We start from the raw sequence: 20,131 nt of genomic DNA, 5'->3' as shown, positions 1-20,131 counted from the left end.
CCGGCCCGGCGTTCACGCCGGCCGGGCGGGGCGCGGGCGGCGGAAGCGGCGGCTATGGCTCTCGTGCTCGGCGGAGTCGTGATCCGTATCGCGGCGGGCGGCGCGGCGGGCCCGGTCGGCCTCGCGGACCTGGCGCTCGTGGTCGGCCCGGCGGATGAGGTCGGCGGTGTGCAGGCGCTGGAGTTCGTACTCGTACATGGCGTGTCCTCGGTGGGAGTCGGTCACGGAGGGCTTCTCCGCGATGACTCCACTGTCGTCTCCCAGGCGGGGCGGCCACATCGGGAGAGTTCCGCATCTCCCGCCGGGGCGGGGGCCTTAGGACACGGCCGAGGGGCCCCGGGTCGTCCGTAAGGTGCTCACGGACGCCCTAAGGCCCCTCAGGATGTGCTGCGGTTCAGCTCGCCGACGGCAGTCCGAGCAGGACGTCGGTGTACTTCAGCACGGCCAGGAACAGTCCGACGACGCCGAGGGCGACACCCGCCCAGGCGACCGACTTGATCCAGGGCGCCTGGACGCGGCCGGGCGTGCCGAACGCGGGGCGGGCCAGCGTGACGACGCCGACGATCAGCGCGGCCAGCGCGAACAGGCCGGCCCACAGGGCGGTGGTCTGCCAGGCGTCGCCGTAGACGGCCTGGATCTGCTTGGCGACGCTCGCGTTCTGCGTGGTCTCCAGCTGGCCGATGAGGTTCTGGCGCGCGGCGGCCACGGTGCCGACCCAGCTGCCGGTGAGCGAGACGAGGCCCAGCGCGGCGGAGACCACGGCCGCGGCGCCCTGGCCGACGCCGGACGGGCGCTCCTGCCCGGTCGCCGCTTCCCCGGTCTCGTCCAGGGCCTCGTTCTCTTCGGGCGCCCCGGCTGGAGTCACCTCGTCGGACTCGGTGGTCTTCACCGCCTTCTCCTCGGTCGTGGCCTCGGCGGCCTCGGTCTCGTCCACTGCGTTCGTTGCCATGTCTCGCACCGTAGGGTCGCTGTCTGAGAAGTCTCTTAAGGAGCGTCGTGAGCGGCACGCGCGCGTGCGGCGCGCCACTCGGGCGCCAGCAGCGACCAGACTTCGAGATCGTGCCGTACGCCACCATAGGGGTGGGCCTCGCGCCGCACACCGTCGCGGCTCATGCCGAGTCGCCGCGCCACGTTCAGGCTGGGCCGGTTGCCGGAGGCGGCGACCCACTCGACGCGGTGGATGCCGCGCTCCTCGACGGCCCAGTCGATCAGCACCCGCATCGCCCGGGTGACCAGGCCCCGCCCGGTGGCGGCCGGCTCCAGCCAGCAGCCGACCTCGCAGTTGCCGCTCGCCGCGTCGAAGTTGAGGAACAGCACCCCGCCCACGAGTGTGCCCTCCAGCCACAGTCCGTGCAGGGAGCCCGTGTCGGCGGCCCGCATCTCTGCGTACCGCTGGAGCTTCGCCCGCGCCGAGGCCAGGTCCGTCTCGGTCGTGCCGAACGGGATGTACCGGCCGATGAAGTCCCGTCCGCGCTCCAGGTGTGCCAGGAACTCGGCGGCGTGCCAGGGCTCCAGGGGCCTCAGCTCGGCGTCGTCACCCAGGGATATCGCGTACATCCCGCTGTCGCTCCTCCTCCGCCAGGACGTCCGCCACCTCGGCGTCCGTCGCGGCGGCCAGCCTCTCATGGGTGGCGCGCGTCTCGGGCGGCTCGATGCTGATGCGCGGCATGCGCCGGTCGAGCCAGCGCGGCAGCCACCAGTTGGCGCCGCCGAGCAGATGCATCAGGGCGGGGACCAGCAGGGTGCGCAGGACGAAGGCGTCCAGGGCGACGGCGGCGGCCAGGGCGATGCCGAACATGGCGATCACGCGGTCGCCGCTGAGCACGAAGGCCAGGAAGACGGAGATCATGATGACGGCCGCGGAGTTGATGACGCGGCTGGTCTCGGCGAGGCCGACGCGCACGGCCCGCCGGTTGTCGCCGGTCTCCAGCCACTCCTCGTACATCCGGCTGACCAGGAAGACCTGGTAGTCCATGGAGAGGCCGAAGAGGACCGACACCATGATCACGGGGAGGAACGGCTCGATGGGGCCCGCGCTGCCCAGGCCCAGCAGTTCACTGCCCCAGCCCCACTGGAAGATCGCGACGACCACACCGAACGCGGAGGCCACGGCGGCGATGTTCATCGCGGCGGCCTTGAGCGGGATGCCGATCGAGCGGAACGCCAGCAGGAGCAGCAGGCAGCCCAGGCCGATCACGACCCCGACGAACACGGGCAGCTTGGAGACGATGACCTCGGCGAAGTCGTCGTAGCCGGCCGTCATGCCGCCGACCTGCACGTCGAGCGAGGTGCCCGACTCGGCGCGCGGCAGCACGTCCTCGCGCAGCCGGTCCACGAGGTCGCTGGTCCGCTGCGACTGCGGGGAGGACTCCGGTACGACGGTCAGGTACGCGGTGTGGCCGCCGGCGTCGAAGGTCACCGGGGTGACCGAGGCGACGCCCTCGGTGGTGCGCAGGGTGGCGTCGAGGTTGTCCAGGGCGAGCCGGTCGGCGCCGCCGTCGACCTCGGTGACGAGGGTGAGGGGGCCGTTCACGCCGGGTCCGAAGCCGTCGGCGATCAGGTCGTAGGCCTGGCGTGTGGTGGTGGCCCGCGGGTCGTTGCCCTGGTCGGAGGTGCCCAGGTGGAGGGAGAAGGTGGGCAGCGCGAGGACGGCCATGACGGCCAGCGCGATCACGCCGAGCAGCTTGGGGTGGCGCTCGACGAACGCCGACCAGCGGGCGGCGAAACCGGTGGGCACTTCGGGCTCGGGCCCGTGCTCGGCCAGCCGGCGGCGTTCGCGCCGGCTGAGGGCGCGCATGCCGATCAGGGACAGCAGGGCGGGCAGCAGGGTCACGGACGCCGCGACGGTGAGGACCACCGTCAGGCTCGCCGCTATGGCGACGCCGTTGAGGAAGCCCAGCTGCAGGATCAGCATGCCCAGCAGGGCGATGCAAACGGTGGCACCCGCGAAGACGACCGCGCGCCCGGTGGTCGCGACGGCGTTGGTGGCCGCCTCGGGGACGGACAGTCCGCGTTTGAGTCCGCGCCGGTGTCTGGTGACGATGAACAGCGCGTAGTCGATGCCGACGCCGAGCCCGATGAGTATGCCGAGCATGGGCGCGAAGTCGGCGACGGTCATGGCGTGCCCGAGCAGCACGATCCCGGCGTAGGCGGTGCCGACGCCGACCAGGGCGGTGGCGATGGGCAGCAGGGAGGCGGCGACCGAGCCGAAGGCCAGGAACAGCACGGCCGCGGCGACGGCCACGCCGACGACCTCGGCGAGGTGCCCGCCGGAGGACTGGGTGAGGGCCACGGCGCTGCCGCCGAGCTCCACCTGCAGTCCGTCGCCCTCGGCGGCCTTGGCGGTGTCGACGACCGCCTGTGCCTCGCCCCTGTCGATGTCCTCGGCCCGGTCGTCGAAGGTGACCGTGGCGTACGCGGTCCGGCCGTCGGCGCTGACGCGGCCGGTGCCCGGGCCGTAGGGGCCGGCGACCGAGGCCACGCCGGGCAGGTCCTCGATGCGCTCCAGGGTGCGGGTCATGGTCTGCTCGACGTCGGTGCCGCGCACGCTGCCGGACGGGGTGTGCCAGACGACGGTGTCGCTGTCGCCGCCGAGCTGGGGGAAGCCCTCGTGCAGCAGCTGGGTGGCCCGGCCGGACTCGGTGCCCGGGACCTCGTAGTCGTTGGAGTACGTCGTGCCCGCGACGGCGGCGCCGGTGGCGACGCCCGCGAAGGCGAGGAGCCACAGCAGAACAGTGACCAGACGGCGCTGGACACACCAGCGTGCGAGGGCTGCCACGAACGTGCTCCCGGAGTTGCCTTGTGTGGATCTTTGACCGGGATCAGTCGTCGGGGAACCGAACAGCCCGCAAAGAACGCATGAGCAATGCAAAGCCACTCTTACAGGCGAAAAAGATCCATTGCGGCATTCGTGGGCTTATTCACAATGGCAGCGGTCAGTCGAACTGGTCACCCAGCGCCATGACCATCACTCCGGCTATCAGCAGCCACAGGGCCCGCCGGGTCCGCCCCCGGGATCCGAGCACGGCGGCCGCGGCGCAGACCGCGGCTCCGCCGGCGTAGGCGGCCGGGACGAAGGCGGGCGTGGAGCGGGCGAGGCGGAGGAGCGCGGCGGCCAGGCCGGCCAGCGTCAGGGCGGCGCCGGCACCGGCCGCCGTCCAGCGGGCCCGGCGGGCGTCCTGACGGAGGTGGTCCTCGGCGTCGCCGTCCTGCTCCGCGGCCGTCTCCTGCTCCGCGGCCGTCTCCGGGTCCGCGGCCGTCTCCGGGTCCGCCGTCTCGGGACCGGCGTCGGATTCAGCGCGTCCACTCATGGCCGGAACGGTAGCGCGCCGGGTGACGGAAACCGGATGCGGGGCCGGTGGTCCGGCTGCTAGCGTCCGCGCGTCCCGGTACGCCCGCGGCGCCCCGCGCCGCCCCGCCGAAGCAGGTGCATTGTTTGACGGTCCGACCGAGCTCCGACGCACACCCCTTCTTCCTCGAGGACTCAAGGAGCCCGTTCACCGATGCACGACGACCTCACCTTCCCCCCTTCGGACGCCCCCCTCGCTGACCGTGTGAGGCATCCCGGCTGCCCGCGCAGCAACGGCTACGACGCCCGCTGGACCGTCGACAACCAGATGGGCCCGCACGCGCTGTGGCTGCTGGAGTGGCTGGCCCCGGCCCTGGGGCTCGACACGCTGAGCCCCGGCTCGCGCGTGCTCGACCTGGGCTGCGGCCGCGCCATGACCTCGGTCTTCCTGGCCAGGGAGTACGACCTCCAGGTCACGGCGGCCGACCTGTGGATCAAACCCGGCGAGAACGCCGCGCGCATCGCCGAGGCGGGCGTCGCGGACCGCGTGCTGCCCGTGCTGGCCGAGGCGCACGACCTGCCGTTCGGCGAGAGCACCTTCGACGCGATCGTCTCCGTCGACGCCTACCAGTACTTCGGCACCGACGACCTCTACCTGCCCGCGCTGACGCCGCTGCTCAAGCCCGGCGGGCGGATCGGCGTCGTCGTTCCGGCGCTGCGCGAGGAGATCGACGGCACCGAGCCTCCGGAGCACCTGAAGCCCTACTGGGAGCCGGCGTTCTGGTGCTTCCACCCGGCCGCGTGGTGGCGCCGCCACTGGACCCGCAGCGGGGCCGTGGAGGTGGAGACCGCGGACTGGCTGGAGGACGGCTGGCGCGACTGGCTGCGGTGGTCGGAGATCGTGGCCGACGAGCACACGGACGAGTGGCACGTCCGCATGGCCCGGCGCAGCGCCGAGATGCTGCGCCGGGACCGGGGCGAGACGCTCGGCTTCGTCCGGGTCGTCGGCCGCCGCCTCTGAGGGCGTGCCGCCCCCGAGTGAAGGACAGGGGGGACGCACCGGGTCCGGTGCGTCCCCCCTCGCCCGGGTCCACGGGGGGGGTCAGCCCTCGCTGACGCCCAGCTTCTGAAGGATCAGCTCCTTGACGCGGGCCGCGTCGGCCTGGCCGCGGGTGGCCTTCATGACCGCGCCGACCAGCGCACCGGCCGCGGCCACCTTGCCGCCGCGGATCTTGTCCGCGACGCCCGGGTTGCCGGCGATGGCCTCCTCGACGGCGGTGGTGAGGGCGCCCTCGTCGGAGACGACCTTCAGACCGCGCTTGTCGACGACCTCGTCCGGGGTGCCCTCGCCCGCGAGGACGCCCTCGATGACCTGCCGGGCCAGCTTGTCGTTCAGGTCGCCCTTCGCGACGAGCTCGGTGACCCGGGCCACCTGCTCCGGCGTGATCGCCAGCTCGTCGAGCGCCGTGCCCGACTCGTTGGCGCTGCGGGCCAGCTCGCCCATCCACCACTTGCGGGCGGAGGCGGCGTCGGCCCCGGCCTCGATGGTGGCGACGATCGGCTCCAGCGCACCGGCGTTGAGGATGGCCTGCATGTCGGTGCCGGAGATGCCCCACTCCTCGCGGAGCCGGTTGCGGCGGACCAGCGGCAGCTCGGGCAGCGCGGCCCGGATCTCCTCGACCCACGCACGGGACGGGGCCACCGGGACGAGGTCGGGCTCCGGGAAGTACCGGTAGTCCTCGGCCTCCTCCTTCACGCGGCCCGAGGTCGTCGACCCCGTGTCCTCGTGGAAGTGGCGGGTCTCCTGGATGATCGTGCCGCCCGAGGACAGCACGGCCGCGTGCCGCTGGATCTCGAAACGGGCCGCGCGCTCCACGGACCGCAGCGAGTTGACGTTCTTGGTCTCCGAACGGGTGCCGAACTTCTCGGTGCCGTGCGGGCGCAGCGACAGGTTCACGTCGCAGCGCATCTGGCCCATCTCCATGCGGGCCTCGGAGACGCCGAGCGCCTTGATGACCTCGCGCAGCTCACGGACGTACGCCCGGGCGACCTCGGGGGCCCGCTCGCCGGCGCCCTCGATCGGCTTGGTGACGATCTCGATGAGGGGGATGCCGGCGCGGTTGTAGTCCAGCAGGGAGTGGGACGCGCCGTGGATACGGCCGGTGGCGCCGCCGACGTGCGTCGACTTGCCGGTGTCCTCCTCCATGTGGGCGCGCTCGATCTCCACGCGGAAGGTCTCGCCGTCCTCCAGCTGTACGTCGAGGTAGCCGTTGAAGGCGATCGGCTCGTCGTACTGGGAGGTCTGGAAGTTCTTCGGCATGTCCGGATAGAAGTAGTTCTTCCGGGCGAAGCGGCACCACTCGGCGATCTCGCAGTTCAGCGCGAGGCCGATCTTGATGGCGGACTCGACGCCGGTCGCGTTGACGACCGGGAGCGCGCCGGGCATGCCGAGGCAGACCGGGCAGGTCTGCGTGTTGGCGTCCTGGCCGAGGGCGGTCGAGCAACCGCAGAACATCTTGGTCTTGGTGCCGAGTTCGACATGGACCTCGAGGCCCATGACGGGGTCGTACGACGCGAGTGCGTCCTCGTACGACACCAGGTCGGTCGTGGTGGTCACGGTGAAGGTTCCCTCTCAGCCCAGCAGAACGTCGTCGTCGCCCAGCTGCTTCAGCTCGCGGTAGAGAATGGCCAGGTTGGTGACGACCGCGGCTCCGGTCACGACGGCGTCGAGCAGCCGCAGCGTGTCGTTGTCTCCGCGGGCCTTCTTGATCTGCTTGTAGACACCGACGGCGCCGAACGCCGACGTGGCCATCGAGATGTACAGACCGGACCTGGACTTCTTGAAGCCCTTGGCCTTGGACAGTGCGCTCACAGCGACGGAGCCTCCTCGATCAGCGGGTGGCCCCACTTTTCCACGAAGGCGGCCTCGACGGCGGCGCCCACCTTGTACAGGCGGTCGTCCTTCATGACGGGGGCGATGATCTGCAGACCGACCGGGAGGTTGTCCTCCGGGGCGAGGCCGCACGGCAGCGACATGGCCGCGTTGCCCGCCAGGTTGGTCGGGATGGTGCACAGGTCGGCGAGGTACATCGCCATCGGGTCGTCGGCGCGCTCGCCGATCCCGAAGGCGGTGGTCGGGGTCGTCGGGGAGACGATCACGTCGACCTGCTCGAACGCCGCGTCGAAGTCCTGCTTGATCAGCGTGCGGACCTTCTGGGCGCTGCCGTAGTAGGCGTCGTAGTAGCCGCTCGACAGGGCGTAGGTGCCGAGCATGATGCGGCGCTTGACCTCGGCGCCGAAGCCGGCCTCGCGGGTCAGCGAGGTGACCTCCTCGGCGGAGTGCGTGCCGTCGTCGCCGACGCGCCGGCCGTAGCGCAGGCCGTCGAAGCGGGCGAGGTTGGAGGAGCACTCGGAGGGCGCGATCAGGTAGTACGCCGACAGCGCCAAGTCGAAGGACGGGCAGTCCAGCTCGACGATCTCGGCGCCCAGTTCCTTCAGCAGCTCGACGGACTCGTCGAAGCGCTGGATGACGCCGGCCTGGTAGCCCTCGCCGCGGAACTGCTTGACGACGCCGACCCGCATGCCCCGCACACTGCCGTTGCGCGCGGCCTCGACGACCGGCGGGACCGGCTCGTCGATGGACGTGGAGTCCATCGGGTCGTGCCCGGCGATGACCTCGTGCAGCAGGGCCGCGTCGAGGACGGTGCGGGCGCAGGGGCCGCCCTGGTCCAGGGAGGACGAGAAGGCGACCATGCCGTACCGGGACACCGCGCCGTAGGTCGGCTTGACGCCGACCGTGCCGGTGACGGCGGCGGGCTGGCGGATGGAGCCGCCGGTGTCGGTGCCGATGGCCAGGGGCGCCATGTGCGCGGCGAGCGCGGCGGAGGAGCCGCCGCCGGAGCCGCCGGGGATCTTCGTCAGGTCCCAGGGGTTGCCGGTCGGGCCGTAGGCGCTGTTCTCGGTGGAGGACCCCATGGCGAACTCGTCCATGTTGGTCTTGCCGAGGATGACGACGTCGGCGGCCTTCAGCCGCCTGGTGAGCGTCGCGTCGTACGGCGGGATCCAGCCTTCGAGGATCTTCGAGCCGACGGTGGTCGGGATGCCCTCGGTGGTGAAGATGTCCTTCAGCGCGAGGGGGACGCCGGCCAGCGGGCCGAGCTTCTCGCCGCGCTGCCGCTTCTCGTCGACGGCGCGGGCCTGGGCGAGGGCGCCTTCGCGGTCGACGTGCAGGAAGGCGTGCACCTTCTCGTCGACGGCCTCGATGCGCGCGAGGTGGGCCTCGGTGACCTCGACGGCCGTGAGCTCGCCGGAGGCGATCCTCGCGGCGGTCTCGGCGGCGGTGAGCTTGATGATGTCCGTCATGACTTCCTAGTCCTCCCCCAGGATCTGCGGCACCTTGAAACGCTGCTGCTCCTGGGCCGGGGCGCCGGAGAGCGCCTGCTCGGGGGTGAGCGACGGACGGACCTCGTCCGCCCGCATGACGTTCGTCAGCGGGAGCGGGTGCGAGGTCGGCGGTACGTCTTGGTCGGCGACCTCGCTGACGCGGGCGACCGCGCCGATGATGTCGTCGAGCTGGCCTGCGAAGTGGTCGAGCTCTTCGGGCTTCAGCTCCAGACGCGCCAGCCGGGCGAGGTGGGCGACCTCCTCGCGCGTGATGCCAGGCATGCAGCGATCCTCTGGGGTGAGTGAACGGGTTTGGCCCAATCCTATGGGTCCGGGGCCGGTGACCGTGAAACGGTTTGCCGCGCCCGGCACCACGCGGGGGCCCGGCTGCCCCTCCCTACTCGTCGGCCGTCGCCGCCGGCAGCGCGGCGCGCGGCCGCTGCCACCCCCGCGGTCCCCGCGCCCGCAGCCACGCCGTGGTCTCCTCGGGCGGCATCGCGGCCGCGACCAGCCATCCCTGCACGGCGTCGCAGCCGAGGTCGCGCAGGCGCTCCCAGGTCTCGTCGTCCTCGACGCCCTCGGCGACGACGAGCAGCCCGAGGGAGTGGGCCAGGTCGACCGTGCAGCGCACGATCTCGGCGTCCTCGGTGTCGATCGCGAGCCGGGCCACGAACGAGCGGTCGATCTTCAGTTCGCTGACCGGCAGCCGGCGCAGGTGCACCAGCGAGGAGTAGCCCGTGCCGAAGTCGTCCAGGGACATCTTCACGCCGTGCCCGGTCAGTGCGTTGAGGGTGTCGGCGGCGCGCTGCGGGTCCTCCAGCAGGACGTGCTCGGTGATCTCCAGTTGGAGCGCTCCCGCCGGGACGCCGTGCCGGGCCAGCCGGGCGGCGACGGAGCCGGCGAAGCCGGGGGTGTGCACGTCGCGCGGGGAGACGTTCACCGCGACCGGTACGAACAGGCCCTGCTCGCGCCAGCGGGCGACCTGGCCGAGCGCGGTCTCCAGGACGTACTCGGTGAGGTGCGGCATGAGCCCGGAGGACTCGGCGATGGCTATGAACTCGTCCGGCGGCACCTTGCCCCGCTCCGGGTGCACCCAGCGGACCAGAGCCTCCAGGCCCGCGACCTGCCCGTCGAAACGGACCTTGGGCTGGTAGTGCAGGTGCACCTCGTGCGCGTCGAGCGCGCGGCGCAGATCGCCCAGCAGGCCGAGGCGGTCGGGGGTGTTGGAGTCGCGCTTGGACTCGTAGACCTCCACTCCCGTGCGGTCCCGCTTGGCCTGGTACATCGCCACGTCCGCGCGGCGCAGCAGTCCTTCGGCGTCCAGGGCGTGGTCGGGGAAGACGGCGACCCCGGCGCTGGCCTCCAGCACGAGGGTGAGGCCGTCGAGGTCGAGCGGGGAGCTGAGCGCGGCGACGAGGGTGCGGGCCACGCGGGTCGCGGAGGTGGTGGAGTCGGCCACCGGCAGTAACACGGCGAACTCGTCCCCGCCGAGCCGGGCGGCCTCGGCGCCGCGCGGCAGGGCCACCCGCAGCCGGTCGGCGATCTGCAGCAGCAGCCGGTCACCCGCCAGATGACCGAGGGTGTCGTTGACCGACCGGAACCGGTCGAGGTCGATCAGCATGAGGGCGGCGCGGGCGTCGATCCGCTCCGCGTCGTCCAGCGCGGTCCAGATCCGCTCGAGCAGCCACTGGCGGTTGGGGAGCCCGGTCAGCGGGTCGCGCAACTGCTCCTCCGCCCGGGCCCGGGCTATCCACAGGGTGGAGTCCAGGGCGACGAGGGGAATGGCGAACAGCGGCAGCAGGATCGGCTTGGCCACGGCGACCACGCACACCAGCGGCGCGATGCCCAGCAGCGCGACGGCGACCAGGCCCTGCCTGACCAGGGCGGTGCGGGCGACGGTGGGCAGGCCGGGGCGCGGGGCGTGCAGATACCACAGCAGGACACGGGTGACGGCCAGGTAGGCGACGGCGACCAGGGCGACCTGCGGCCCGGTGGCCGGCGTCCAGGAGGCGGGATCCGACGGGGACTCGACGGAGGGCACCGTGCCGAAGGCGGCCAGCACCAGGGCCCCGGCGCCGATGCCGAGCAGGTCGACGGCGCCGTGCAGCACCCCCTGGCGCCAGCGGTTGCGCCGGGCGACCCCGACCAGGACGACGACGGTGAGACTGACCATGCCGGCCGGGACCCAGCCGTACAGCAGCAGCACGGCGAGGGTGAGGGCGGCGCCCGAGCCGGTGCCGCCCCACCAGCGGGAGCGGCCCAGCATGACGAGATGGCCGACGATGATGCCGGTCAGCACGGCCAGCGACCAGCCGGCCGTGCCCGACGGGAAGAGGGCGTGACCGCCGGTGAAGGCGCGCTGGAAGCCGGCGCCGAGGACGAGGCCGGCCGCCGCGACGACCGTGGTGTGCAGGGCGGGCCAGGAGGGGTGCCGGTCGGTGTCCAGCGCGCCGAGGGCGGGTTCGGCGCCCGGTCCCGGGGTCCCCTGGCCGTCCGGCCCGGCGGCTCGCTCCCCCGTGGTGTGCCCGTCCGTGGAGTACCGTCCGGCGGCGCGCACTCCCGCGCCCGGACGTCCCGCCGGCCGGCGGGCTCCACGGACTGCGCGCCACGCGACCGCCATGCGGCGCATACGCAGCCGTGAGCCCGGCACGGCGCTCTCGGTCGGTTCCATTCCCGTCCCTCTCACAGCCGGCGGTGCCCACGCCACGCGGGCCGGTGCCCGACAACCTCAACGGCCCGCGCTGGAAAACCCTTCCCCGTGCCCCTGCCCGAGCACGAGGATGCCCCGACCGCAGCTGGGCACGGCAGGCGCACATCCCAACAGTAGGCCGCGGAAGGCTTCCTCGGGCGGCGGTCGCCGACGGTTGCCCGAATGCGCCCCGGCCACCCGTATGCATCTGGTATGCGCCGAACGGGTGGCCTTCAACCGCTACTCCTCGGACGAAAGAGCGACTTCGGCCGCAGCTTCGGGTCCCTGCTCCAGCAGGACGCCGAAGCCTTCCTCGTTCAGAACCGGAACCTTCAGCTGCATCGCCTTGTCGTACTTGGACCCCGGGCTGTCACCCACGACCACGAACGACGTCTTCTTCGAGACAGAGCCGGTGACCTTCGCGCCGCGGCTCTGCAGCGCCTCCTTGGCGCCGTCCCGCGTGAACTTCTCCAGGGTGCCGGTGACGACCACGGTGAGTCCTTCGAGGGGGCGCGGGCCTTCGTCCTCGCCGGTGCCCTCCTCCTCCATGCGGACGCCGGCGGCCTTCCACTTGCGGATGATCTCCCGGTGCCAGTCCTCGGCGAACCACTGCTTCAAGGAGGCCGCGATGGTCGGACCGACCCCCTCGGTGACGGCCAATTCCTCCTCGCCGGCCTGGTCGATCCGCTCGATCGAGCGGAACTCGCGGGCCAGCGCCTCGGCCGCGACCGGCCCGACGTGACGGATCGACAGGCTGGTAAGGACGCGGGCCAGGGGGCGTTCCTTGGCCGCGGCGATGTTCTCCAGCATCGCGACCGCGTTCTTGCGGGGTTCGCCGTGCTGGTTGGCGAAGATCGTGGCGACCTTCTCCTCGCCGGTCTTCGGGTCGCGCTTGGGCAGACCGCTGTCCGGGTCGAGGACGTAGGCCTTGATGGGCAGCAGCTGCTCGATGGTGAGGTCGAACAGATCGCCCTCGTCCGCCAGCGGCGGCGTCTTCGGCTCCAGCGGGGCGGTCAGGGCGGCGGCGGCGACGTAGCCGAAGTGCTCGATGTCCAGCGCCTTGCGTCCCGCGAGGTAGAACAGGCGCTCCCGCAACTGGGCCGGGCAGCTGCGGGCGTTGGGGCAGCGCAGGTCGACGTCGCCCTCCTTCATGGGCCGCAGCGGCGTGCCGCACTCGGGGCACTCGCTCGGCATGACGAACTCGCGCTCGCTGCCGTCCCGCAGGTCGGCGACGGGCCCGAGGATCTCCGGGATGACGTCACCGGCCTTGCGCAGCACCACCGTGTCGCCGATGAGGACGCCCTTGGCCTTGACCACGTCCTGGTTGTGCAGCGTGGCGAACTCGACCTCGGAGCCGGCGACCGTGACCGGCTCGACCTGGGCGTAGGGGGTGACCCGGCCCGTACGGCCCACGCCCACGCGGATGTTGACCAGCTTGGTGTTGACCTCCTCCGGGGCGTACTTGTACGCGATGGCCCAGCGCGGGGCGCGCGAGGTGGAGCCGAGACGGCCCTGGAGGGGGATCTCGTCGAGCTTGACGACCACGCCGTCGATCTCGTGCTCCACGGAGTGGCGGTTCTCGCCGTAGTGGGCGATGAACTCCCGTACGCCGTCGAGCCCGTCGACCACCCTGTTGTGCCGGGAGGTGGGCAGGCCCCAGGTCTTGAGCAGGTCGTAGGCCTGGGAGAGGCGGGTCAGGCCGGTGAAGCCCTCCAGGGCGCCGATGCCGTGGACGACCATGTGCAGGGGGCGGGTGGCGGTGACGCGCGGGTCCTTCTGGCGCAGCGAACCGGCCGCCGCGTTGCGCGGGTTGGCGAAGGGCTTGTCACCGGCCTCGACGAGACGGGCGTTCAGCTCCTGGAACTTCTCCATCGGGAAGTAGACCTCGCCGCGGATCTCCACCAGGTCGGGGAGGTCGTCGCCGTCGAGGCGGTCCGGGATCTCGGCGATCGTGCGGACGTTGGGCGTGATGTCCTCGCCCGTGCGGCCGTCGCCGCGGGTCGCCGCGCGGGTGAGGCGGCCGTGCTCGTAGGTGAGGTTCACGGCGAGGCCGTCGACCTTCAGCTCGCACAGGAAGTGGTAGGTCTGCTCGCCCAGTTCGCGGGCGATGCGCTCGAACCAGGCGGCGAGGTCGTCGTCGTTGAACGTGTTGTCCAGGGAGAGCATCCGCTCGCGGTGCGCGACCGCCGTGAACTCCGTCTCGTAGGACCCGGAGACCTTCTGGGTCGGCGAGTCCGCGGTGCGCAGCTCGGGATACTCCTCCTCCAGACCCTCCAGGGCCCGCAGGAGCTGGTCGAACTCCGCGTCGCTGACGACGGGAGCGTCCTTCACGTAGTAGCGGAAGCGGTGCTCCTCGATCTGCTCCGCGAGGCGCGCGTGCTTCTCCCGTGCCTCGGCGGGCACCGTCGTCGTCTCCGCTTGCTTGTCGCCGGCCACCGTGTCGTCCTCCCGTTACTCTGGGTTGTCCGCGAGGGATCTCGCCGCCCTGGCGCAGTGGGCGAGAGCCGTGCGCGCGTATCCCGGGGAGGCCCCCGCGAGTCCGCACGCCGGGGTGACCGTGATCGCCTCCGCGAGAAGCCCCGGAGACAGCCCCAGCCTGCGCCACAGCGTCCTGACACCCATGACGCTACCGGCAGGGTCTGACAATGGTCCCTCCGCGGACGGGACGACACCGGCGAAGAGCCGGGTGCCGCCCTCCACCGCCTCCCCGATCGCGTCGTCGTCACGCTCGGTGAGCAAGGAGAAGTCGAAGGAGACGGCCGCCACGCCCGCCCGGCGGAGCAGGGCGAAGGGGACGTCCGGGGCGCAGGAGTGGACGGCGACCGGGCCGTCCCGGTGCACCGCGACCAGCTCGCGCAGCGTCTGCTCGGCGACCTGCCGGTCCACGGCCCGGTGCGTGCGGTAGCCGCTGGCGGTCCTCACCTGCCCGCGCAGCACGGCGGTGAGGGACGGCTCGTCGAGCTGGAGCACGAGCTGCGCGCCCGGGACGCGCCGCCGCACCTCGGCCAGGTGCTCACGCAGTCCCTCGGCGAGGGAGGCCGCCAGGTCGCGGCAGGCACCGGCGTCGGAGAGGGCGGCCTCGCCGCCGCGCAGCTCCAGGTTGGCCGCGAGGGTCCACGGCCCGACGGCCTGGACCTTCAGCGGCCCTTGGTAGTCCTGGGTGTACTCCTCCAGCGCGTCGAGGTCCTCGCCGAGCCAGGAGCGGGCTCGCTTGGTGTCCCGGCCCGGCCGGTCCCCCAGCCGCCAGCCGCTGGGCTCCACGCGCGCGTAGAGCTCGACGAGCATGCCGGCGGTCCGCCCGATCATGTCCGCGCCGGGGCCCCGGGCGGGCAGCTCGGGCAGGAAGGGGAAGTCCTCGAAGGTCCCGGTGACGGTCTTGGCGGCCTCCCGGGCGTCGCCGCCGGGCATGGACCCCACGCCGGTGGCGGCACCGAACCTGAACTGGCTGTTTTCGCTCACCGCGACAGCCTAGTGAACGGGCCGCCGCGGTCAGGCGCCCGGTCGCACCGTCAGGTCGTTGACCTCGGCGTCCCGCGGCAGGTCCAGAGCCATCACGAGGGTGGTGGCGACCGACTCCGGGTCGATCCAGCGCGCGGCGTCGTACTGCTTGCCCTCCTGCTGGTGGACCTTGGCCTGCATGGGGCTGGCCGTGCGGCCCGGGTAGACGGAGGTGACCCGCACGCCGTTGCCGTGCTCCTCCTGGCGCAGGGAGTCGGCGAGGGCCTTCAGGCCGTGCTTGGAGGCGGCGTAGGCGGACCAGCCGGCGTGGGCGTTGAGTCCGGCGCCGGAGTTGACGAACAGCACGTGGCCGCGGGCGGCACGCAGCTGCGGCAGGAAGTGGCGGGTCAGCTCGGCGGGGGCGACGAGGTTGACGTTGAGCTGGTGGCGCCAGGTCTTCGGGGTGAGTTCGCCGACCGGGCCGAGGTCGACGACCCCGGCGATGTGCAGCAGGGAGTCCACCCGGTCCGGCAGCGACTGGTGGGAGAAGGCCCAGGACAGCTTGTCGGGGTCCGCGAGGTCGCCGACCAGGGTCTTCGCCCCGGGGAACGCGGCGGCCAGTTCCTTGGCGCGGCCCGCGTCGCGCGCGTGCAGCACGAGCTCGTCCCCGCGCGCGTGCAGCCGGCGGGCCACGGCCGCGCCGATGCCGGAGCCGGCTCCGGTGATCACATGAGTAGCCATGGGCGCCATGCTCGCATCACCCGGGGGCCGCACCGGGCAGCGGGCCGCGCCCGCTCCCCCGCGGGCCCGGGTCAGCCGATGCCCTGGCTCTCCTCCAGGTAGGCCAGGGCGCCGACCGGTTCCTCGGCGAAGAACACCAGCTCGGTAAGCGGGCGGGGCAGGAAGCCCTCCGCCTCCATGCGGCGGAACTGCTCCTTCAGGCCGTCGTAGAAGCCGGCCGTGTTGAGCAGGACCACCGGCTTGTCGGTGTGCCCGTGCTTCTTCAGCTCCAGGATCTCGGTGGCCTCGTCGAGCGTTCCCGTGCCGCCGACCATGACGACCACGGCGTCGGCCTTCTCCAGCAGCAGCTTCTTGCGCTCGGCCAGGTCCTCGGCGATCACCATCTCGTCGACGCCCGGGCGGGCCTTGGCCGCGAGGAAGCGCACGGAGACGCCGGTGAGCCGGCCGCCGGCCTCCTGCACCCCGTCGGCGACCACCTTCATCAGGCCGACGTCCGAGCCGCCCCACACGAGCGTGTGACCGCCCTTGCCGAGCAGTTCGGCGAACTCGCGGGCGGGCCGGGTGTAGCGCTCGTCGAGGTCGGCGGCGGAGAGGAAGACGCAGATGTTCATGCGCCCACGGTACGGGCCCGTCCGGACGCGACGGTCAGGCGCATCTTGGACTGCCGGTGCGGCAGCCGCTCCCAGTCGTCCATGAACCGGGCGTCCAGGCCGTGCCGGGCGGCGAGTTCGGTCAGGGTGCGGGTGCGGTAGTAGAAGTCCTCGTGCAGGACCTGGTGCTCCTCGCCCTCCGTGCGGTCGAAGGTGAAGTCGAAGAAGCCCCCGGGGGCGAGGACGCGGCCGACGTGGGTGAGGCACTCCTCGATGACGTGTGGCGGGGAGTGGGAGAAGACGCTGTGCGCGTGCACCACGTCGAAGTGGCCCTCCGGCAGGAACGCGAAGGTGAGGTCGGCGGCGAGGGTCAGGTGCGGCAGCTTGGCCTGGAGTCCGTCCGCCACCAGGGTGTCCTGGGCGGCGAGCAGGATGTGCGGCGAGATGTCGATGCCGTAGTAGTTCCCGGTGTCGAGGTGGTCGATGAACAGCCGCCCGGCGCGCAGGTTGCCGCAGCCGATGTCGAGCATCCGGTGGTGGGGCTTCAGGCCGTGGCCGACGAGGTAGTCGAACTGCAGGCGCCCGATGCGCTCCCACTGCTCGCGCGAGGGGTTGTGCCCCACTGCGGCCTCGACGCTGCGGGCCGCGTCGGAGGCCATCACGGCCCGGTAGTAGGCGACGTGGTCGCGGTGGCGCAGCCGCAGCATGGCGTCCCGCGCCGCGCGCCGGGCGTGCGCGGGGACGCGCTCCGGGTGGCGCAGGGCGTAGCGGACCTGGTGCAGCAGGCTGGAGCGGTTGCCGGATGTGTCGGTGACGGGCATGGAGCCTCCAGCGGCGGGGGAAGAACTCCGCTTCAGCGTGCGCTGTACACGGGGAGTCGGCTACCCGAGGAGGAGCGATCGTGACGACAGGACACCGCATCACCGTCGAGCCGAGCGAGAGGCACGTGCGCGTGGTGCAGGGCGGGGAGGTCCTCGCGGACAGCGACCGGGCGCTGGTGCTGCGCGAGACGGGCTGTCCGCAGCGGTACTACATCCCGCCGGAGGACGTGCGCCTGGACCTGCTGACGCCGTCGGACACCCGGACGTACTGCCCGTTCAAGGGCACCGCCGCCTACTGGTCGCGGCCGGGCGCGGACGACCTCGTCTGGGCGTATCCCGACCCGAAGCCGGATGTCGCGGGGATCAGGGATCACCTGTGCTTCTACGAGGTGGAAGTGGTGTGATCGGCTGACGCGCGGCTGGCCTCACCGATGAAGTCCGTGCGGTGCGGCAGTCTGCATGGGCATGGACAAGAAGACCCTTTCGCGCGACGGCACCCGCATCGCCTACGAGAGCACCGGACAGGGCCCCGCGGTCGTGCTGGTGAGTGGCGCGATGTCGACGGGCGGCACCCTCGCGCCGCTGGCCGTGTCGCTCTCGGAGCGTTTCCAGGCCGTCGTGTACGACCGCCGGGGCCGCGGCGCCAGCGGTGACACCGCGCCCTACGCCGTGGAACGTGAGGTCGAGGACCTGGCGGCGGTGATCGAGGCGGTGGGCGGCGAGGCGTTCCTGTACGGCATCTCCTCGGGCGGGGCGCTGGCACTGGAGGCGGCGGCCGCCGGGCTGCCGGTGCGCCGCGTCGCGGTGTACGAGACACCGTTCGCGATGTCCGAGGAGGGCGCCGGGGAACGCGCGGAATACACCCGGAGGCTGACGGAGGCGCTCGGGGAGGGGCGGCGCGGGGACGCGGTGGAGCTGTTCCTGCGGCTGACGGGCCTGGCGGAGAGCGTGATCCAGGGCGCCCGCCAGTCGCCGATGTGGGCCGGCATGGAGGCGATCGCCCCGAGCCTCGCCTACGACGACGCCGTGATGCGCGACGGCCGGGTCCCGCGTGAGCGCCTGGGCTCGGTCGGGGTGCCGGTCCTGGCGGTCGCCGGCGAGGCGAGTCCCGGGTGGCTGCGCGAGGCGGCCCGGGCGATCGCGGACAGCGTGCCGCAGGGCGCCTACCGGGCCCTGCAGGGCCAGACGCACATGGTGGAGCCGAACGTGCTGGCTCCGGCGCTGACGGAGTTCTTCGGCCGGGACTGACCGGGCGTCACGCGGGCGTGGGCCCGGCCGGTCGCCGCCGGCGGGTCAGGCCACCCCGGCCGTGGCCCTCGTGGTCGACGCGATCGTCGCCGAGCCCACCACGCGCGTGCCGTCGTACAGCACGATCGCCTGGCCGGGGGCCACCCCGCGGACCGGCTCGGTGAAGGCGACCTCCAGGGTGCCGTCGACCAGTTCGGCGGTGACCTCGCTCTCGCCGCCGTGGGCGCGCAGCTGGGCCGTGTAGGTGTCGGGGCCGGTGGGGGCGGCGCCGCACCAGCGTGGCTTGATCGCCCGCAGCCCGGTGACGTCGAGGGCGTCGGCCGGGCCGACCGTCACCGTGTTGTCCACCGGGGAGATGTCGAGGACGTAGCGGGGCTTGCCGTCGGCGGCGGGCGTGCCGATGCGCAGGCCCTTGCGCTGGCCGATCGTGAAGCCGTAGGCGCCCTCGTGGGTGCCCAGCTTGGTGCCGGCCTCGTCGACGATGTCGCCCTCGGCCCTGCCCAGGCGCCGTGCCAGGAAGCCCTGGGTGTCGCCGTCGGCGATGAAGCAGATGTCGTGCGAGTCGGGCTTCTTGGCCACCGCCAGGCCGCGGCGTTCGGCCTCGGCGCGGATCTCGTCCTTGGTGGTGACGGTGTCGCCGAGGGGGAACAGGGCGTGGGCGAGCTGCCGGTCGTCGAGCACGCCGAGGACGTAGGACTGGTCCTTGGCCATGTCGGAGGCGCGGTGCAGCTCCCGGGTGCCGTCCTCGCGGACGATCACCTTGGCGTAGTGGCCGGTGCAGACCGCGTCGAAGCCGAGGGCGAGCGCCTTGTCGAGGAGGGCGGCGAACTTGATCTTCTCGTTGCAGCGCAGGCAGGGGTTGGGCGTGCGGCCGGCCTCGTACTCGGCGACGAAGTCCTCGACGACGTCCTCGCGGAACCGGTCGGCGAGGTCCCACACGTAGAAGGGGATGCCGATGACGTCGGCGGCGCGGCGGGCGTCGCGGGAGTCCTCGATGGTGCAGCAGCCCCGGGCGCCGGTCCGGAAGGACTGGGGGTTGGCGGAGAGCGCGAGGTGCACACCGGTCACGTCGTGGCCCGCTTCGGCCGCGCGGGCGGCGGCGACGGCGGAGTCGACGCCGCCGGACATGGCGGCCAGGACGCGGAGGGGGCGGGAGCGCTGCGGGGTCTCAGTCATAACCCCTCCAGGGTACGGGGCGCGGGAACCGGGGCCGCCGGGTATCCGTTGACGATCACATGGGACAGCGGAAGGCTTCGAAGGACGGCGACCGGAAGGTGGGCCGTCGCGCGCTGCTGATCGGCGGCACCGTGGCCGCGGCGGGTTCGGCCGTGCTGGCCCGGGACGAGCTGGCGCGGCTGTGGTGGCGCACCCCCGGTGTGGAGAAGCCCCGTAAGGAGGGCGAGGTCGACGACGCGGGCGCGCGCTGGGTGGCGGCGTCGGAGGCGAACTGGCGCCGCGCGGACCGGCCCGACGACTACGGCATAGACATGGTGATCGTCCATGTGACGCAGGGCAGTTTCGACAGCGCGGTGAAGGCCTTCCAGGACCCGGGCCACAAGGCCGCCACGCACTACATCGTCCGCCAGGACGGGCACGTCACGCAGATGATCCGCGAGCTGGACGTGGCCTACCACGCGGGCAACCGCTCCTACAACGAACGCAGTGTCGGCATCGAGCACGAGGGTTTCGTGGACCGTCCGCAGGACCTCACGGACGCGATGTACGCGGCTTCGGCCCGTCTCACCGCCCGGATATGCGCCCGCTACGACATCCCCGTCGACCGCGAGCACATCATCGGCCATGTGGAGGTCCCGGGCACGGACCACACCGACCCGGGGCGGCACTGGGACTGGGACCGGTACATGCGGCTGGTGCGGCGGGCGCGCACGGCACCGGCGTGACCGGTTCGCCCCCGTCGGTGTGACCGGCGCCG

At 72.4% G+C, this 20,131-nt stretch carries 20 protein-coding genes; 4 read left to right on the top strand and 16 right to left on the bottom strand.

What is annotated here, in order from left to right; genetic code table 11:
- Positions 1–12: 12 nt before the first annotated feature.
- From ACZ4M5_RS32535 to ACZ4M5_RS32515, 5 genes are all read right to left on the bottom strand, one after another.
- Positions 13–225, bottom strand: coding sequence for a hypothetical protein (locus ACZ4M5_RS32535; RefSeq protein WP_467742293.1), 213 nt, complete (start codon positions 223–225; stop codon positions 13–15).
- Between the two features lie 169 nt (positions 226–394).
- Positions 395–949 carry a hypothetical protein gene (locus ACZ4M5_RS32530; RefSeq protein WP_467742291.1) on the bottom strand — a complete coding sequence of 185 codons (555 nt, stop codon included), beginning with the start codon at positions 947–949 and terminating at the stop codon, positions 395–397.
- A 35-nt stretch (positions 950–984) separates the two neighbouring features.
- On the bottom strand, positions 985–1,557 hold the full coding sequence (locus ACZ4M5_RS32525) for a GNAT family N-acetyltransferase (RefSeq protein WP_467742289.1): 573 nt from the start codon (positions 1,555–1,557) through the stop codon (positions 985–987).
- Positions 1,535–3,778, bottom strand: coding sequence for an MMPL family transporter (locus ACZ4M5_RS32520; RefSeq protein ID WP_467742287.1), 2,244 nt, complete (start codon positions 3,776–3,778; stop codon positions 1,535–1,537). Before ACZ4M5_RS32520 ends, ACZ4M5_RS32525 begins: the two co-directional genes overlap by 23 nt.
- 157 nt (positions 3,779–3,935) lie before the next feature.
- The gene (locus ACZ4M5_RS32515; RefSeq protein ID WP_467742285.1) at positions 3,936–4,310 is read right to left on the bottom strand and encodes a hypothetical protein; all 375 of its coding nucleotides are present in this window, start codon (positions 4,308–4,310) and stop codon (positions 3,936–3,938) included.
- 192 nt (positions 4,311–4,502) lie between these two features.
- Between ACZ4M5_RS32515 and ACZ4M5_RS32510 the strand changes: the two genes are divergently transcribed.
- A complete protein-coding gene (locus ACZ4M5_RS32510) occupies positions 4,503–5,309 on the top strand; it encodes an SAM-dependent methyltransferase (protein ID WP_467742283.1) in 807 nt (268 codons plus the stop codon).
- 81 nt (positions 5,310–5,390) lie between these two features.
- Here ACZ4M5_RS32510 and gatB read toward each other — a convergent pair whose 3' ends face one another.
- The 10 genes from gatB to ACZ4M5_RS32460 form a co-directional block, all read right to left on the bottom strand.
- Entirely contained in the window at positions 5,391–6,905 is a 1,515-nt protein-coding gene (gatB, locus tag ACZ4M5_RS32505) for an Asp-tRNA(Asn)/Glu-tRNA(Gln) amidotransferase subunit GatB (protein WP_467742281.1), read from the bottom strand.
- A 15-nt stretch (positions 6,906–6,920) separates the two neighbouring features.
- A complete protein-coding gene (locus tag ACZ4M5_RS32500) occupies positions 6,921–7,160 on the bottom strand; it encodes a hypothetical protein (protein ID WP_403588057.1) in 240 nt (79 codons plus the stop codon).
- Complete coding sequence (gene gatA / locus ACZ4M5_RS32495) at positions 7,157–8,650, bottom strand: Asp-tRNA(Asn)/Glu-tRNA(Gln) amidotransferase subunit GatA (RefSeq protein ID WP_467742278.1); 1,494 nt, start codon at positions 8,648–8,650, stop codon at positions 7,157–7,159. The genes ACZ4M5_RS32500 and gatA overlap by 4 nt, the downstream gene beginning before the upstream one ends.
- Positions 8,651–8,656: 6 nt before the next feature.
- The gene (gene gatC, locus ACZ4M5_RS32490) at positions 8,657–8,953 is read right to left on the bottom strand and encodes an Asp-tRNA(Asn)/Glu-tRNA(Gln) amidotransferase subunit GatC (RefSeq protein WP_018531282.1); all 297 of its coding nucleotides are present in this window, start codon (positions 8,951–8,953) and stop codon (positions 8,657–8,659) included.
- A 115-nt stretch (positions 8,954–9,068) separates the two neighbouring features.
- Positions 9,069–11,342 carry a putative bifunctional diguanylate cyclase/phosphodiesterase gene (locus tag ACZ4M5_RS32485; protein ID WP_467742276.1) on the bottom strand — a complete coding sequence of 758 codons (2,274 nt, stop codon included), beginning with the start codon at positions 11,340–11,342 and terminating at the stop codon, positions 9,069–9,071.
- 258 nt (positions 11,343–11,600) lie between these two features.
- Positions 11,601–13,796, bottom strand: a complete 2,196-nt coding sequence (gene ligA / locus ACZ4M5_RS32480; protein ID WP_467742274.1) for an NAD-dependent DNA ligase LigA — start codon at positions 13,794–13,796, stop codon at positions 11,601–11,603.
- Between the two features lie 15 nt (positions 13,797–13,811).
- Positions 13,812–14,819 (bottom strand): methionine synthase, encoded by a 1,008-nt coding sequence (locus ACZ4M5_RS32475; RefSeq protein WP_467742273.1) that lies wholly within the window; start codon positions 14,817–14,819, stop codon positions 13,812–13,814.
- Positions 14,820–14,849: 30 nt separating this feature from the next.
- Positions 14,850–15,548, bottom strand: coding sequence for an SDR family oxidoreductase (locus ACZ4M5_RS32470; RefSeq protein WP_467742271.1), 699 nt, complete (start codon positions 15,546–15,548; stop codon positions 14,850–14,852).
- Between the two features lie 62 nt (positions 15,549–15,610).
- Positions 15,611–16,150, bottom strand: a complete 540-nt coding sequence (locus tag ACZ4M5_RS32465; protein WP_467742269.1) for an LOG family protein — start codon at positions 16,148–16,150, stop codon at positions 15,611–15,613.
- Positions 16,147–16,950 carry a class I SAM-dependent methyltransferase gene (locus ACZ4M5_RS32460; RefSeq protein WP_467742267.1) on the bottom strand — a complete coding sequence of 268 codons (804 nt, stop codon included), beginning with the start codon at positions 16,948–16,950 and terminating at the stop codon, positions 16,147–16,149. The genes ACZ4M5_RS32465 and ACZ4M5_RS32460 overlap by 4 nt, the downstream gene beginning before the upstream one ends.
- An 80-nt stretch (positions 16,951–17,030) precedes the next feature.
- Between ACZ4M5_RS32460 and ACZ4M5_RS32455 the strand changes: the two genes are divergently transcribed.
- Positions 17,031–17,354 carry a DUF427 domain-containing protein gene (locus tag ACZ4M5_RS32455; RefSeq protein ID WP_467742265.1) on the top strand — a complete coding sequence of 108 codons (324 nt, stop codon included), beginning with the start codon at positions 17,031–17,033 and terminating at the stop codon, positions 17,352–17,354.
- Positions 17,355–17,415: 61 nt separating this feature from the next.
- On the top strand, positions 17,416–18,198 hold the full coding sequence (locus ACZ4M5_RS32450) for an alpha/beta fold hydrolase (protein ID WP_467742263.1): 783 nt from the start codon (positions 17,416–17,418) through the stop codon (positions 18,196–18,198).
- Positions 18,199–18,243: 45 nt separating this feature from the next.
- Here the strand turns inward: ACZ4M5_RS32450 and mnmA are convergent, their stop codons facing one another.
- Positions 18,244–19,374 (bottom strand): tRNA 2-thiouridine(34) synthase MnmA, encoded by a 1,131-nt coding sequence (gene mnmA, locus ACZ4M5_RS32445; protein ID WP_467742260.1) that lies wholly within the window; start codon positions 19,372–19,374, stop codon positions 18,244–18,246.
- 59 nt (positions 19,375–19,433) lie between these two features.
- On the opposite strand from mnmA, the gene ACZ4M5_RS32440 reads away from it, so the two are divergent.
- The gene (locus tag ACZ4M5_RS32440) at positions 19,434–20,099 is read left to right on the top strand and encodes an N-acetylmuramoyl-L-alanine amidase (RefSeq protein ID WP_467742256.1); all 666 of its coding nucleotides are present in this window, start codon (positions 19,434–19,436) and stop codon (positions 20,097–20,099) included.
- Positions 20,100–20,131: the final 32 nt, after the last annotated feature.

The sequence above is a fragment of the Streptomyces sp. NPDC026246 genome (assembly GCF_055567995.1).
The sequence above is the reverse complement of the archived record's forward strand: the minus strand, read 5'-3'. Positions and strand labels throughout refer to the sequence as shown.

Bases quoted from the DNA above. Each gene is read 5' to 3' on its own strand.
- ACZ4M5_RS32530 (WP_467742291.1), bottom strand. From the start codon at position 949: ATGGCAACGAACGCAGTGGACGAGACCGAGGCCGCCGAGGCCACGACC.
- ACZ4M5_RS32525 (WP_467742289.1), bottom strand. From the start codon at position 1,557: ATGTACGCGATATCCCTGGGTGACGACGCCGAGCTGAGGCCCCTGGAG.
- ACZ4M5_RS32515 (WP_467742285.1), bottom strand. From the start codon at position 4,310: ATGAGTGGACGCGCTGAATCCGACGCCGGTCCCGAGACGGCGGACCCG.
- ACZ4M5_RS32510 (WP_467742283.1), top strand. From the start codon at position 4,503: ATGCACGACGACCTCACCTTCCCCCCTTCGGACGCCCCCCTCGCTGAC.
- gatA (WP_467742278.1), bottom strand. From the start codon at position 8,650: ATGACGGACATCATCAAGCTCACCGCCGCCGAGACCGCCGCGAGGATC.
- gatC (WP_018531282.1), bottom strand. From the start codon at position 8,953: ATGCCTGGCATCACGCGCGAGGAGGTCGCCCACCTCGCCCGGCTGGCG.
- ACZ4M5_RS32485 (WP_467742276.1), bottom strand. From the start codon at position 11,342: ATGGAACCGACCGAGAGCGCCGTGCCGGGCTCACGGCTGCGTATGCGC.
- ACZ4M5_RS32470 (WP_467742271.1), bottom strand. From the start codon at position 15,548: ATGGCGCCCATGGCTACTCATGTGATCACCGGAGCCGGCTCCGGCATC.
- ACZ4M5_RS32465 (WP_467742269.1), bottom strand. From the start codon at position 16,150: ATGAACATCTGCGTCTTCCTCTCCGCCGCCGACCTCGACGAGCGCTAC.
- ACZ4M5_RS32460 (WP_467742267.1), bottom strand. From the start codon at position 16,950: ATGCCCGTCACCGACACATCCGGCAACCGCTCCAGCCTGCTGCACCAG.
- ACZ4M5_RS32450 (WP_467742263.1), top strand. From the start codon at position 17,416: ATGGACAAGAAGACCCTTTCGCGCGACGGCACCCGCATCGCCTACGAG.
- mnmA (WP_467742260.1), bottom strand. From the start codon at position 19,374: ATGACTGAGACCCCGCAGCGCTCCCGCCCCCTCCGCGTCCTGGCCGCC.
- ACZ4M5_RS32440 (WP_467742256.1), top strand. From the start codon at position 19,434: ATGGGACAGCGGAAGGCTTCGAAGGACGGCGACCGGAAGGTGGGCCGT.